The sequence below is a fragment of the Pseudomonas sp. Q2-TVG4-2 genome (assembly GCF_013620795.1).
Taxonomy (GTDB): Bacteria; Pseudomonadota; Gammaproteobacteria; order Pseudomonadales; family Pseudomonadaceae; genus Stutzerimonas.
This window is the reverse complement of the sequence record NZ_LGLW01000005.1, coordinates 193,072-206,556: the sequence shown is the minus strand read 5'-3', so window position 1 is coordinate 206,556 and position 13,485 is coordinate 193,072. Positions and strand designations below refer to the sequence as shown.

The window sequence follows — 13,485 nt, the reverse complement described above, 5'->3', positions numbered from 1 at the left end:
GTTGATTTCATCCGACAAGAGTATTGCTCATTTGTCGTCGCTTGCAGTGGCCAATAACTTGGCCTCCGTCAGCCGCATGGTGCGGCATCGGGAGGTAAGTGATGAAAAGAATTCTTGGCATACAGGGCAGCCCACGCGGGGAACGCTCGCATTCACGGCGCTTGCTCGATCATTTTCTTCAAGCCTTGACGGCCGAGCAGCGTGACGTTGAGATTTCGCGCCGGGAGGTGGGTCGTATCACGCTGCCGCCGGTCACCGAGGGCTGGGTAGCAGCCGCCTTTAGCAAGCCACACGAGCGCACCCTGGCGATGCACGCCGATCTGGCGCTTAGCGATGAATTGGTCGGTGAGCTGCTTGCCACGGATCGACTGGTCATTGCTGCCCCCATGTACAACTTCGGTGTTCCTAGCGGCGTGAAGGCCTGGATCGACCAGATCGTCCGTATCGGTCGCACGTTCGACTTCACTCCCGAGGACCCAGTAAACCAGTACAAGCCACGAGTCCTTGGCAAACGCGGTCTGATCATTACCACACGGGGAGACCGCGGCTACGGCCCGGAGGGTGTGAACGCGCGCCTCAACCACGCCGATACCCATCTGCGTGATGTGCTCGGGTTGATCGGTATCACCGATGTAGAGGTGGTTGCGGTGGAGAACGATGAGTTCGGCGGGATGGCGTTCGACGATTCATACCAGGCGGCCCAACTGCGGCTGGCACAGCTGGCAGTGGATTTCTGATGTCCAGCGGCTGGATATTTCTTCTGCTGGCGGCTGGATTCGAGGTACTGTTCGCGATGGCGATGAAGTACGCCGAGGGTTTCACTCGGCTAGTTCCCAGTGTTTTGGTGGTGGTAGCTGCGAGCGCGGGCATCTATTTCCTGACCCTGGCGCTGCGCGACCTGCCAGTCAGCATCGCGTATCCAATCTGGACGGGTATTGGCACGCTTGGCACCGTATTGCTGGGCGCCTTGCTGTTAGGAGAGGCGCTGACGCCACTGAAACTTCTCTCGATCGCGCTGATCGTGGCGGGTATAGCCGGGCTCAACAGCACGTGGTCGGGTTGATCAACTTCAACGCTAGGACCTCCCGAACGCCTGCTGAATGAGCTCAGGTAGCTTTTCGCCGGCCGGGCCGGCCAGGGCGTATTCTCGTTCGCCATGGCTGGTTCCCGCCTGGGGATTTACGTGGACGACCGTCGCGCCGGCGCGCCAGGCCAGCCCTGGCACTTCTGCCGCAGGGTAGACCAGGCCGGACGTGCCTACCGATATCAGCACATCACAAAGCTCAGCCGCTGCGAATGCAGCGTTCAGCTGATCGAGCGGAAGGCTTTCGCCAAACCAGACCACGCCCGGACGCAACTGGCCATCGCAGACTGCGCACTGAGGTGGCTGTACTCGGCGGCCTCCTTCTGGCTCGTCGGGCATACTCAGTGGCTCTTCTGGGATTTTCCCGCACGTGAAACAGCGTGGCTGATGCAAGCTGCCATGAAGATGAATGACCTCAGCGCTGCCGGCACGCTCTTGCAGATCATCGACGTTCTGTGAAACCAGTGTGAGGCGGGGTACATGCCGGGCCAGCTCGGCAATGGCTCGATGGGCCGGATTTGGCTGAGCCTGCAAGACGTTCATGCGTCGCCATTCATACCAGCCCCAGACCAAAGCGGGGTCTGCGCGGAAGGCCTCGGGCGTGGCCAGGGAGGCGGCGTCGAAGCGCTCCCAGAGGCCGGTAAGCGAGTCGCGAAAAGTCGGAATTCCGCTTTCGGCCGAGACGCCGGCACCGGTGAACACCATGACGTTACGGGCGCTGCGCAAGGTTTCGATCAGCGGGGCTGGGATCATCGGCTTGATTCCTATTGGTTGCTGATGCCAAGACTACGAACTCTCAGGACAAATCAACACATCGCGTAACGTCGCGCCGAACATAGCCGGTAAACGTCGGTAGGCTCCGCATTGGAATGTCGGGGTTGCTGATGCCCCGTTTGAAACTCGATTCGACTAATGCAGTGCTTGCGGTTGAAGTGGCTGAAGCGGCTTTGCGCGGCGGAACCGACCCCATTTACAGCCGCGCGCCCAAATGTCTGAAGGCAGACAGGGCACGCTCACGACTCATCGCCAGATCCACGATCGGCTGCGGATAAGCGGCAGCAAGGCGGCCGCCCATAACGCCCGGGTCATGAACCTCACGGTTGCTCAGCTGCGCCAGCTCCGGCAACCAGTGGCGCAGAAACCGACCGTCCGGGTCGAACCTGGCCGACTGGCTGAGCGGATTGAACAGCCGGAAGTAGGGCACCGAGTCGGTGCCAGTAGAAGCACTCCACTGCCAGCCGCCGTTGTTGGCCGCCAAGTCGCCGTCGATGAGGTGCTGCATGAACCAGCGCTCGCCTTTGCGCCAATCGATCAGCAGGTTCTTGCTCAGAAACATGGCAACCACCATGCGCAGGCGGTTATGCATCCAGCCGGTGGCCAACAGCTGGCGCATAGCCGCGTCGATCATCGGGAAACCGGTACGGCCTTGCTGCCAGGCGGCCAGCTCGTCGGGCGCGTGGCGCCAGGGCAGGGCTTCAGTTTCAGGCCGAAACGCCCGGCCCATTGAGACGCGCGGATAGCTCACCAGAATATGTTTGAAAAATTCGCGCCAGAGCAGCTCGTTGATCCAGGTGACCGCACCCGGATTGCCGCTGTCCAATTCGCCCTGGTTCGCTCCCAGGGCGGCGTGCAGGCATTGCCGCGGCGATACGACACCGGCCGCCAGATAGGCCGAAATCTGGCTGGTGCCAGGCTCGGCGGGAAAGTCGCGACGCTGTTGGTAGTCCGCCAGATCCTGCTCCGCGAAAGACGCCAGCCGACCATATGCAGCGTGTTCGCCGGCGGGCCAGTGCGAACGCAGCGCGTCACTGGGCGGGGTGAAACCCTGCACAATCTCGGGCACCGGATCGCTTGGAATAGCCATCCACGCTTGCGGTGCGGGGACCGGTAGGCAGCGTGGCAGCGAATGGCTCAGGCGTGAGTAGCAGACTTTGCGGAACTGGCTGAAGACCTTGAAACAGTCGCCGGCCAGGGTCTTAACGCTGCCCGGCGCAAAAAGCAGTTGGTCCAGATGGCGTCGCAGCGTCGTCCCGGTTTGGCGAAGTGCCTCGGCCGTCGCATCGTCACGACGTTGCTCGTTTACGCCGTACTCGTTGTTGATATGCACGGCCTCCACGCCGTGTTGGCGACAGAGGTCGGCGATCAGGGCAGGCACCGCTTGCCAGTGATCTACACAGCGGATCAGCAAGGGCACGTTCAGCTCGGCGAGGCGTGCCGAAAGCGCGCTCAGGTTGCGCAGCCAAAAATCGACCTTGCACGCTGCATCGTTATGGCCGAGCCACTGCGCGGGAGTGATCAAATACAGGGCGATAGTCGGTCCGGCGTTCATTGCCGCGACCAGGGCGGTGTTGTCGGCGACACGCAGATCGCTGCGCAGCCAGAGCAGTTGATTCATTTCGGGTTTCCTTTCAGCCGAGGAGCAGGCTGGTCTGTAGCGCTTCAAGCACGGCAAGCGGATCATCGGCCAGCGTCAGGTTGGGCACGTTTTGAAGCTCGGCCTGATGGATACTGGCGGCCGGGCCGGCCAGCAACAGTGGCAGGGTAGCTGGAGGAACCAGCCGAGACAGTTGCCGCCGGAAATAGCCGCTATCCAGCGACTGACTTGCGTAAAACAACAGGCCGCGGGGTGCGAACCTTTCCAAGGCCAGGGGTAGTTCTGTAAGGGGCACGGACCACTCAATGATTTCAACCGGGCAGCCCGTGTTGGCGACAAGCCAGGCACAGAGCCATAGACCCGGCTCGAAGTGTTGGTCGCTCAGGCTTACCAGTAACAATGGCGCGCCGTTGTGCTGGCGATTGCTGTGGTAAAGGCGCGTACCAAGCTTGGTACGCAGCCAGGAATGGAACAGACTGCGCTCGAGCTCCGCGCCGAAACGGTCGCGCCGGCGCTGTTCCAGGCTCCCCAAAAGCGGCAGCAGCAGGTGCTCGCATAGCGTGCGCGGCGGGTAGATCGCCAGCGCCCGGTTGAAGCTGTCATCAAGTCGGTGTTCCGCCAGCTGACCGATGGCAAGGAGCATTTCTCCATGCAGACCGCTCCACGGGTTGTATTGGCTCAGGCTGGCACTCTGGCGTTTGTCCAGCAGCTGCTTGACCTGGCTCACCGCAACGCCGCGGTTTAGCCAGCTGACAATGCTCTGGATGCGCTGCACATGGCCGTCGTCATAAAGCCGATGACCTTTCGGCGTGCGTCGCGGCATGATCAGGCCGTAGCGCCGTTCCCAGGCGCGCAGAGTTACCGGGTTGATCCCGGTCAGGCGTGCGACCTCCCTGATCGGAACCCAGCCCTCGGCGAGGTCGTCGTCTATGCGGTCATCTGAGACGTCAGTCATGGTCAGATGCCGTTGCGCAAGCTGAGGTCTTCGGGATGCGGCTGCAGGTAGGCCTGGTTGGAAACATAGCGATCCGGATGTCGACGAAAGTGGTGCTTGAGCAGCGTCAGCGGCACTACCAGAGGCACGATTCCTTCGCGGTACTGGGTTATCAGGTGTTGCAGCTCCTGTTTGTCCTCGCGCCCAAGGTCGTGCTTGAGATAGCCACTCAGGTGCTGCAGCACGTTGCTGTGGTTACCGCGTGATGCGGTCTTCTTCAGCGCCGCCATTAGCTGGCTGAAGTAGGGCGGTGCGAACTCATCCAGCGGGGTGTTGCCAATCGTTGCTACCCGCTGGCCGAGTGCCTTGTATTGCTGCGGGTCGGTCGCCATTAGCTGGTACTTGTAGCGCGAGTGGAAATCCACCAGCGCTTTGCGCGTCAAGCCTAGGCGCAGCAAGCGCTGCCATTCGGCATACGCGAAGATCCGGGTCAGGAAGTTCTCCCGCAACACCGGGTCGTTGAGCCGGCCATCCTCTTCGATGGGCAGATCCGGCCGCGCCTTCATCAGGGCACGGGCAAACAAGCCGGTACCACCGCCATCGATTGGATGGCCGTTGGCTTGGTAAACCTTCACCCGCTCCATGCCGCAAGAGGGGGATTTTTGCATGAGGATGTAGCCGCTGAGATCGTCTCGCTCGGCTGCGATCTGCTCGCCATAGGCGGTTAACGCATCGCTGATATCCCGCTCCGGATGCGCCGTGCCGACGGCGCGGGGGCTGGCAGGGTCGCCAACCAGCCGGATAGGTTCGCGCGGCGTACCCAGGCCAATGGCTACTTCGGGGCAGATCGGCACGAACTCGAAGTGACGAGCCAAGGTTTCGCTGCACAGCCGTGACTCCTTGTGCCCGCCGTTGAAGCGCACCGGATTGCCCAGCAGACAAGCGCTGATACCGATCTTGATAGTGGGACGGGAGGGCTGGGTCATCGGCTTGGCCTCGATGCGTCTTGTACAGAAACGTTATTTTGTACAACTTTGTAGCCATCTTAGGTTCGTTCTTGTACAAGTCAATAACGCTGTAGAAGTATTGTGAGGCTTAAGTAATCGTTACAAAACGCTATCTATAAGCGAGCCAGAGCACGAGCGCCTGGCCGTATGAGCGCGTGTTCGCAGTCGCGGGTTTGCGTTGTCTGTCTAAATAATCCCCAAAAAAGCTATACATAAACACGTCGGCGTACAGGTCTATCATCAAAGCATCTCGACCCGCGATCGTGTTTTGGTACGGGCCGGCTCGCTGAACCTTGGAGGCCGCGCATGAATATATTGCTGACCGGAGGGACTGGCCTGATCGGGCGAGAACTGTGCAGGCGCTGGGTGGCGGAGGGACACAGCCTCTGGGTGTGGAGCCGCTCGCCCGAACGGGTGGCCGAACGCTGCGGCGAGACGGTAACGGGGATCGGTCAACTGCATGAGCTGGGTCAGTTGCCGCTGGATGCGGTCGTCAATCTGGCCGGTGCGCCGATCGCTGATCGTCCCTGGACCCGATCGCGGCGGCTGTTGCTTTGGAGCAGCCGGATCAACCTGACCGAACAGCTGATCGAGTGGCTGTCTGGGCGCGAGCAGCAACCGCAGGTGCTGATATCCGGATCGGCGGTTGGCTGGTACGGCGACGGCGGCGAGCGCGAGCTGCACGAGGACGATGCCCCGGTCACCAACGATTTTGCTGCCCAGCTATGTAACGCTTGGGAGGAAAGCGCCCTGCGTGCGCAGCGTCTTGGGATTCGGGTCGTGTTGGTGCGTACCGGTCTGGTGCTGGCGCGCCAGGGTGGGTTCTTGCAGCGTCTGGTCCCGCTGTTTCGCCTGGGCTTGGGTGGGCGCCAGGGTAACGGTCGGCAATGGATGCCCTGGGTTCATATAGACGATGAAATCGCCCTGATAGATTTTCTGTTGCGGCAGCCAGCGGCGCAGGGCCCCTACAATGCTTGCTCGCCACAACCGGTGCGCAACGCCGAATTCGCTAAGGCGCTGGGCCGCAGCCTCGGCAAGCCGGCGGTGATGCCTGTCCCGGCGCTGGTGTTGAAGGCCGGGTTGGGTGAGTTGTCCGGGTTGATTCTGGGCGGGCAGAAAGCGGTTCCATCGCGACTGGAGGAGGAAGGTTTTCGCTTTCGCTTCGTCGAACTGGACGCGGCATTGGCGGACCTGCGCAAGCCGTAGGGCCTGTGTGAAAATAGCGCGCCGACCGATGGGGTGGCGGATTTCTTTAAATCAGTAGTCAGGAATGTGCATGACTGAGCAGGCGTTGTTATTGGTCAACCTGGGTTCCCCCGCTTCTACTGAGGTGGCCGACGTCCGGCGCTATCTCAACCAGTTCTTGATGGACCCTTATGTGGTTGATCTGCCGTGGCCCCTTCGGCGCTTGCTGGTATCGCTGATTCTCGTCAAGCGCCCGGCACAGTCGGCTCATGCTTATGCCTCGATCTGGTGGCCAGAAGGGTCGCCGCTGGTGGTGTTCAGCCGGCGTCTGACCGATGCGGTACGGCCTTACTGGACCGACGGGCCGGTGGAACTGGCGATGCGGTACGGTGAGCCGTCCATCGAAGGGTCATTGGTCAGGCTTGCGAAGCAGGGCATCAAGCAGGTGACATTCGCACCGCTGTATCCGCAGTTTGCCGATAGCACCACTACCACCGCGATAGCGGAGGCGCAGCGGGTGATCCGCGACAAGCGTCTCGACATCAAACTCTCGATCCTGCAGCCGTTTTACGACCAGCCGGAATACCTCGATGCGCTGGTGGACAGCGTCAGGCCGCACCTGGCCCAGCAATTCGATCATTTGCTGCTGAGCTTTCATGGCCTGCCCGAGCGCCATCTGCACAAGACCGATCCGACGGGCTCGCATTGCCTGAAAACCACAGATTGCTGCCAGCGAGCCGAAGGTGCGGTGCTCGCCAGCTGCTACCGCGCCCAGTGCGTGCAGAGTGCCGCTGCGTTTGCCGAGCGTGCCGGATTGGCAGCAGGGCAGTGGTCGGTGTCGTTTCAGTCGCGTTTGGGCCGTGCCAAGTGGATCGAGCCTTACACCGAGGCGCATCTGGAAGAGCTGGCTGCCAAAGGGGTGAAAAAGCTGCTGGTAATGTGCCCGGCGTTCGTTGCGGACTGCATCGAAACGCTGGAAGAGATCGGCGACCGTGGCCGCGAGCAGTTCGTCGCTGCGGGAGGGGAAGAGCTACAGCTGATTCCCTGCATGAATACGCACGAAAGCTGGGTCCAGGCGCTGGTTGCCCTGTGCCGCCGGGCACCGCAGGCGCTATAGCAAAGCGCGAGCGCGATATCAGCGCTTCAGTTCGGCAAGCTGCTCTTTGAGCTGCCGAACCTCGGCCTCCAGTTCTAGGACGCGCTGCTTGGCCTCGACTTCGGTGCTGACGTCTTTCTGGATGCCGATGAAATAGGTGAGCTGGTCGCCGTCGTTGAATACCGGCGTGATCGAAAGCTCGTTCCAGAACGCGCTGCCATCCTTTCGGTAATTGCGGATGATCTGGCGGCAGGGCTGGTTATTCCTGATCGCTTCGTGAATTGCCGCAACACCTGGCTGGTCGCGATCCTCTGCCTGCAGAAAGCGGCAATCCTGATAGAGAATCTCGTCCACTTCGTAGCCGGTCAGGCGCTGGAACGCAGGATTGGCGTAGATGAGGATATTGTCTTCGCCTTCCTGCTCGGCCACCACGATCCCATCGTTCGAGGCGTCGATTACCAATTGCAGCAGTTTGGCGTTGATCATCCTGGCGTCTCTTGTGCGTAGTCGCGGCATTCTAGAACAACTTTGACCGGGGCGGCACAGAGTGTTTGGTCATGCGCATGCTGCCAGCAAGCTCGCCGTCATGGGCTCGCAGCAAGGCGATGGCGAATTGCCAAGCTGCTACCCATTCTCGTACGGCCCATGGCCGCCGACCCTGCGCTACAATGCGCCAACTCTTTCGCATGAGCTGCCGCGTCATGACCGAATTCGCCCGCGCGTCCGAGCTGCTTCCCTCTGATTCGCTCAAGCAGCAAGAGCTGTTTCCTATCCGGGAAGTATCGCGTCTCACTGGAGTCAACCCGGTCACGCTGCGCGCCTGGGAGCGACGCTACGGTTTGATTCAACCCACTCGTACCGAAAGCGGCCATCGCCTCTACTCCATGGCTGATATCGAGGCCGTACGCAGCATTCTCTCTTGGACCGAGCGCGGCGTTGCGGTAAGCAAGGTGGGTAGCATCCTTTCACGCAGCGCTGCAGAACCAGGGGAGCGGCAAGACGCGACGGCCGACGAGTGGGCTGAATGGATTGGGCAGGTGCAGCGCGCCGTGAGCAGCTTCGATGAGCCCCGGCTGGATCAGGTCTACGGGCAGATCTTTTCCATCTACCCGCTGCCGGTGGTGTTCCAGGACGTACTGCTGCCGGTGTGGCAGCAGCTGTTGCGGCGCCAAAAAGAGTATGGCCAGACCAGCGAGTGGCTGTTTCTCGATGCGTTCCTCCGCGGCCGCGTGTTGCAACGATTGCAGCGCGCGCGCAGTCACGCAGAACGCCGGGTTTTGCTGGCTGCGGCGCCAGGACAATGCCGTGAACTCGAACTGCTGGTCAGCGGATTGTTGATGTCGAGCGACACGGTTGCGGTGAACGTGCTGGCGGTCGGGCAACCCCTCAACGAGCTGCCCCTGGTCTGCGAAAAGGCTCGCCCCTGCGCCTTGGTGCTCTACTCCGATATTCCGGTCAGCACTGCGCTGCTGCGTCAGCTGGCCAAACTCGCGCTGGGCCTCGACTGCCCGCTGGCGTTGGCAGGCGAGGCGGCGGAACTTTCCGAAGACAGCCTGCGTGGCTCGCCAATTGCCTGCCTCGGCAGTTCGGGCACGCTGATGCAGCGCCGCCTGTTGCAATTCCTCGATGGCCGTCTGGATACCTAGGGTCTTTTTCCCAGGCGGCGTTTGCTGAATAGCGCGCAAGGTTCGATGCTTAAGCACCATTGTGTCGGTCGCGCCCAGGCGCGATGCTCACCGAACCCGCCCGAAACACAAGGCCGCCAATGCACCAGCTCCTCGATCCTGCCCAGTGCCCGCCACAAGTGACCCTGACCGGAGGGGGGCGGGTGCGCCTGTTGCCGCTGCCGCATAGCTCGCAGGCTGCGGTCCTCGTGCGGGTTCATGCCGGTTCCCACGATGCTCCCCGGGAGTACCCAGGGCTGGCGCATTTTCTCGAACATTTGCTGTTTCTCGGCAGCCGCGATTACCCCGCCGCGCAAAGCCTGATGCCATTCGTTCAGGGTTGCGGCGGGCAGCTGAACGCATCGACCCGGGAGCGTCATACCGATTTCTTCTTTCAGCTCCCGGACGACCAGCTCGAAGAGGGGCTGCGCCGTCTTCTCGACATGCTGGCGCATCCGCTGCTCGACCCCGCTGCACAGCTGCGTGAGCGCGAAGTGCTGCAAGCTGAATTTCGCGCCCGCGCGCAGGACGTCGAAACGCTGTGTGACGCCGCATTGAGCACCGTCTTCGAGCCAGACCATCCGTTCACCGATTTTCATGCCGGCAGCCGCGACACGCTGCCGGTCGAGAATGCGCAGTTTCAGCAAGCGTTGCTCGGGTACCACCGCTGCTTCTACCACAGCGGCCAGATCGAGCTGCTCCTGGCCGGGCCTCAGGATGCCGAGGAGCTGCAGCGGCTCGCTGCCCTGGCGGACGATTCGCTCGCGCCCGGTGCCGCCATCACCCGCGCAGCGCCGGCGCTGCGCTGTAGCCGTGACGCCTGGCTTCGGTTGCATATCGAGAATGCCCAGCCACGCCTGCACCTCGCATTTGCCCTTGACGATCTGCCCGAGCATTGCGCGCCGGCATTGGACTGTCTCTCAACATGGATTGCATCCGAGGCGCCCGGTGCACTTGTCCATCGGCTGCGCGACGGAGATTTATGCCAGTCGGTGAAGCTGCGCGTGCCATATTGGTATGCAGGGCAGGGTGTTGCGATCATCGAGCTGCTGCTCACAGAGCGGGGGCTGAGCGAGCGCGCGCTGATCGTCGAGGCGGTGCTCGACTGGTTGCGTTTTTTCGCGGATGAGGCGCGCTGGCAGCCGTGTCGCGACGAGTATCGGCGTGTACGTCGGCGAAGCCTGCAGGGCGCCGAGCCACTGATGCGGCTGCGCCACTGGGTGGAGCCGCAGGCCTGGAGCGATGACAGCGACGAAGCGGCAATTCACCACGCGTTCGGTGTGCTGTTGGAGCAAATGATCGGCGCCGCCCCGTTGGTTTTGACCGCTGATAGGGCTGCCTGCCAGCCCATCGAAACCAATGGTTTCCCGCTGCGCCTGGCGCTTGAGTCGCAGCAGCAAGCTAAGCCGAAAGCCTGGGACTGGCAGCAGCCGGCGCCCAATCTCTGGTTGCGGCCCAGCGTCGAGCGGCGCGAGGCGAGCGAGCTTCCAGAGACGCTGCGCTGGCTTGGACCGGAAGATGTGAACGAGCAGGCCGCGTTGTTCCTGAGCTGGCAGTTCCCCGCCGGTCAGCCGCCGTCGGGGCTCTGGCATGCGCTGTCGCACACGATGCAGCCAAGTCGCTGGGCGGCGGAGCAGGCGGGTGTGCTGCTGCGGTTCGAGGATATGGGTAATGTCTGGAATCTTGAATTACAGGGCTTCGCCGAGGCGATACCGGCGATTGCCGACGATCTGGCTTTGCTGTTGGCTGAGCCTCCGGCTGCCTCGCTCGCTCAGGGGCGCCGACTTGTCGAACGTGATGCTGCGCTCGGCGGCGATGACATGCTGATTCGCCAATTGCTCCAACGCTTGCCTCGGCTGCTGGCGAGGGGGGCGTTGAAGGACGGCCAGGTTGCGGCGTTGGACCAATCCACCCTGTTTCGGTATTGGCAAACGGCCCAGTGGCAAGGCCTGGCAGTGGGCTTTGCGTCGGCTGTGAGCGGTCCGCTCGACGATGCGCTCAAGGTGCTACCGGGGGTTCCCGGGGCGATGCCGATCGTTACAGCGCCCGGAGGCGATCACTGGCACGATGTCAGCGGTGGGGCGGCAATGAATGAAACGGCCCTCATCCTGTTCTGCCCACTGCCGGAACGCTCGCCTGTATGCGAGGCGTCATGGCGCGTGCTGGCGCGATTGATCGAAGGCGATTTCTTTCGTCGTCTGCGCAGCGAATTGCAGCTGGGCTACGCCGTGTTCAGTCGCTTCCACCAAGCGGGTGGCCAGCTCGGAATGCTGTTCGGCGTGCAGTCGCCCTCGGCTTCGGCCGGGGAGATTCTTGATCATATCCAGGTCTTTCTCGCGGGCGTTGCGCTGAAACTGGCGGAGCAGCCGGCTGCTGCAGTCGAGCGAGCCGCATTCGAAGCGAGTGAACGCCACGTCGCCGGGCCAGCCGAGCTGCGCACCCGGGCCGACCAGACCTGGAAATGCTGCCTGGCTGGGCATGAGGTTACACGTCCTAGCCAGGTTGCCGCCGCCATGCGCAGCTTGCGGCGCGACGACCTGAGCGCTGCCCTGGAGGCCCTGCGTGCGGCGATCGGTGGTTGGGTGGTGGTCGCCAACGCCCCTGCGCCAGATGAACGTTGGTCCTGAGCCCGGCAATTACCAAGCCCTTCCAGCGACTGGTCTGTCCCGGCGCGTGATGCTGCCTACCACATCCCGAAGCGTAACGGCCTAATACCAAAGCGCTGCTGCTTCCGGCCAGCGCCTCATCTGCTTAAGCAGCAGCCAATGCCAACCGGCCAAAGCACTAACCAATTACCGCTATTGCAGCGTATGGCCGCCTCCCAGCGCTTTCGATAATCCGCCTCGACACGACTGCCCGTCGTCACCTCAGCGGAGAGCGCCATGCACAACAAGAAGAAAGCAGTTACCCCTTTATTGCCGCTGGCCCTGGCCAGCGCGATTGCCATGACCCTGAGCCAGTCGGCCTTTGCCGAGATAGTGCTTTACGATAAGGATGACACGACGTTCTCCGTCGACGGCTACTTCAACACCTTCTACGTCAGTAGCGATGTCGATCGTGCCGGGGAGCAGTTCGACCGCGACCAGTCCCGGGTGAAAATGGGCTTTCTGCCCAATTACATCGGTTTCAACTTCGGTAAGCAGCTCGACGATTTGAAAATCGGCGGTCGCTCCTCCTTCTGGGTGACGATCAACGACAGCGACACCAATGGCACCGAGACCGGCATCGACGTTCGTCAGTTCTACGGCACCGCATCCAACGACCAGTGGGGCGAGGTACTGTTCGGTAAGGATTTCGGCCTGTTCGGCCGCTCCAACATCTTCCTCGACGAGATGCTCACCGGATATGGCCAGGTCAGCGACACCTTGGGGCTGGTCGATTTCGGCGGCGTTTCATTCGGCAATATCGGCACCGGCTACCCGTACCCGTTCCCGACTTCACAGGTCACCTATCGCTCCCCAGTCATGCACGGCCTGCGTATTGCCGCCGGCATCATGGATCCGGTCGATACCACGGATGACGCCAGCAACGCGCTGGATGAGGCCTACCAAGACAGCCCTCGTTTCGAAACCGAAATCACCTACCAGTTCGACCTGGCCGGCGCCAAGATCTACTCCTGGGTCAACGGTATGCAGCAGACCTCCAAGAACACCGACAGCACTATCGACGAGGTCGACTCCAAGGGGCTTGGCTATGGGGTTCAGGCCAAGATGGAGGCGTTCTCCGTTACCGCGTCGGGCTTTCAGGCGGAGGGCATCAACCCGTTCTACACCAACAACGCTGGCGAAGCGCAGCTGCGCGACGTGGACAGCGACGGCTATCTGCTTCAGGGCTCCTATACCTTTGGCAAAAACCGTGTAGCGCTGTCGACTGGCAAGACCAAGGATGACGGTAACGGTCTGGGTACTGCCGCCGACTACGAAACGCGCGGAATCGCCTACTTCCGTACCATCAACGACAACCTCAAGCTGGTTGCCGAGGTGAACGAGTTCGAGCTGCGCGGTCGAGAAACCGATGCCCTCGACGAGGACACTCGCACCTTCGCCATTGGTGCGACGCTGAGCTTCTAAGCGCAGCCGGCACCATCCAGGCGGACGCCTCTTTCGGGGTGTCCGCCTTTTTTATTCGACGAACAGCCGTC

Annotated in this window: 12 protein-coding genes; 7 read left to right on the top strand and 5 right to left on the bottom strand. The window is 61.8% G+C overall.

The window, feature by feature from the left end; translation table 11 throughout:
* Positions 1–101: 101 nt before the first annotated feature.
* Both H3028_RS12115 and H3028_RS12110 read left to right on the top strand, forming a co-directional pair.
* Positions 102–737, top strand: coding sequence for an FMN-dependent NADH-azoreductase (locus H3028_RS12115; RefSeq protein ID WP_181297261.1), 636 nt, complete (start codon positions 102–104; stop codon positions 735–737).
* Positions 737–1,063, top strand: a complete 327-nt coding sequence (locus tag H3028_RS12110) for a multidrug efflux SMR transporter (protein WP_181297260.1) — start codon at positions 737–739, stop codon at positions 1,061–1,063. The genes H3028_RS12115 and H3028_RS12110 overlap by 1 nt, the downstream gene beginning before the upstream one ends.
* 12 nt (positions 1,064–1,075) lie before the next feature.
* Here H3028_RS12110 and H3028_RS12105 read toward each other — a convergent pair whose 3' ends face one another.
* The 4 genes from H3028_RS12105 to H3028_RS12090 form a co-directional block, all read right to left on the bottom strand.
* A complete protein-coding gene (locus tag H3028_RS12105) occupies positions 1,076–1,837 on the bottom strand; it encodes an NAD-dependent deacylase (RefSeq protein WP_181297259.1) in 762 nt (253 codons plus the stop codon).
* A gap of 217 nt (positions 1,838–2,054) precedes the next feature.
* Entirely contained in the window at positions 2,055–3,479 is a 1,425-nt protein-coding gene (gene phrB, locus H3028_RS12100; protein ID WP_181297258.1) for a deoxyribodipyrimidine photo-lyase, read from the bottom strand.
* A 13-nt stretch (positions 3,480–3,492) separates the two neighbouring features.
* On the bottom strand, positions 3,493–4,413 hold the full coding sequence (locus H3028_RS12095) for a MerR family transcriptional regulator (RefSeq protein ID WP_181297257.1): 921 nt from the start codon (positions 4,411–4,413) through the stop codon (positions 3,493–3,495).
* A gap of 2 nt (positions 4,414–4,415) precedes the next feature.
* The gene (locus H3028_RS12090) at positions 4,416–5,378 is read right to left on the bottom strand and encodes a DUF523 and DUF1722 domain-containing protein (RefSeq protein WP_181297256.1); all 963 of its coding nucleotides are present in this window, start codon (positions 5,376–5,378) and stop codon (positions 4,416–4,418) included.
* Between the two features lie 327 nt (positions 5,379–5,705).
* On the opposite strand from H3028_RS12090, the gene H3028_RS12085 reads away from it, so the two are divergent.
* Together H3028_RS12085 and hemH are read left to right on the top strand one after the other, a co-directional pair.
* Positions 5,706–6,605, top strand: a complete 900-nt coding sequence (locus H3028_RS12085; protein WP_181297255.1) for a TIGR01777 family oxidoreductase — start codon at positions 5,706–5,708, stop codon at positions 6,603–6,605.
* Between the two features lie 70 nt (positions 6,606–6,675).
* The gene (gene hemH, locus H3028_RS12080) at positions 6,676–7,701 is read left to right on the top strand and encodes a ferrochelatase (protein WP_181297254.1); all 1,026 of its coding nucleotides are present in this window, start codon (positions 6,676–6,678) and stop codon (positions 7,699–7,701) included.
* An 18-nt stretch (positions 7,702–7,719) separates the two neighbouring features.
* Here the strand turns inward: hemH and H3028_RS12075 are convergent, their stop codons facing one another.
* Entirely contained in the window at positions 7,720–8,166 is a 447-nt protein-coding gene (locus H3028_RS12075) for a PAS domain-containing protein (RefSeq protein WP_181297253.1), read from the bottom strand.
* Between the two features lie 215 nt (positions 8,167–8,381).
* Between H3028_RS12075 and H3028_RS12070 the strand changes: the two genes are divergently transcribed.
* The 3 genes from H3028_RS12070 (at position 8,382) to H3028_RS12060 (ending at position 13,414) form a co-directional block, all read left to right on the top strand.
* A complete protein-coding gene (locus H3028_RS12070; RefSeq protein WP_181297252.1) occupies positions 8,382–9,326 on the top strand; it encodes a MerR family transcriptional regulator in 945 nt (314 codons plus the stop codon).
* Between the two features lie 119 nt (positions 9,327–9,445).
* A complete protein-coding gene (gene pqqF, locus H3028_RS12065; protein WP_181297251.1) occupies positions 9,446–11,971 on the top strand; it encodes a pyrroloquinoline quinone biosynthesis protein PqqF in 2,526 nt (841 codons plus the stop codon).
* Positions 11,972–12,226: 255 nt separating this feature from the next.
* Positions 12,227–13,414 carry a porin gene (locus H3028_RS12060; RefSeq protein WP_181297250.1) on the top strand — a complete coding sequence of 396 codons (1,188 nt, stop codon included), beginning with the start codon at positions 12,227–12,229 and terminating at the stop codon, positions 13,412–13,414.
* Positions 13,415–13,485: the final 71 nt, after the last annotated feature.

Bases quoted from the DNA above. Each gene is read 5' to 3' on its own strand.
- H3028_RS12115 (WP_181297261.1), top strand. From the start codon at position 102: ATGAAAAGAATTCTTGGCATACAGGGCAGCCCACGCGGGGAACGCTCG.
- H3028_RS12110 (WP_181297260.1), top strand. From the start codon at position 737: ATGTCCAGCGGCTGGATATTTCTTCTGCTGGCGGCTGGATTCGAGGTA.
- H3028_RS12105 (WP_181297259.1), bottom strand. From the start codon at position 1,837: ATGATCCCAGCCCCGCTGATCGAAACCTTGCGCAGCGCCCGTAACGTC.
- phrB (WP_181297258.1), bottom strand. From the start codon at position 3,479: ATGAATCAACTGCTCTGGCTGCGCAGCGATCTGCGTGTCGCCGACAAC.
- H3028_RS12095 (WP_181297257.1), bottom strand. From the start codon at position 4,413: ATGACTGACGTCTCAGATGACCGCATAGACGACGACCTCGCCGAGGGC.
- H3028_RS12090 (WP_181297256.1), bottom strand. From the start codon at position 5,378: ATGACCCAGCCCTCCCGTCCCACTATCAAGATCGGTATCAGCGCTTGT.
- H3028_RS12085 (WP_181297255.1), top strand. From the start codon at position 5,706: ATGAATATATTGCTGACCGGAGGGACTGGCCTGATCGGGCGAGAACTG.
- hemH (WP_181297254.1), top strand. From the start codon at position 6,676: ATGACTGAGCAGGCGTTGTTATTGGTCAACCTGGGTTCCCCCGCTTCT.
- H3028_RS12075 (WP_181297253.1), bottom strand. From the start codon at position 8,166: ATGATCAACGCCAAACTGCTGCAATTGGTAATCGACGCCTCGAACGAT.
- H3028_RS12070 (WP_181297252.1), top strand. From the start codon at position 8,382: ATGACCGAATTCGCCCGCGCGTCCGAGCTGCTTCCCTCTGATTCGCTC.
- pqqF (WP_181297251.1), top strand. From the start codon at position 9,446: ATGCACCAGCTCCTCGATCCTGCCCAGTGCCCGCCACAAGTGACCCTG.
- H3028_RS12060 (WP_181297250.1), top strand. From the start codon at position 12,227: ATGCACAACAAGAAGAAAGCAGTTACCCCTTTATTGCCGCTGGCCCTG.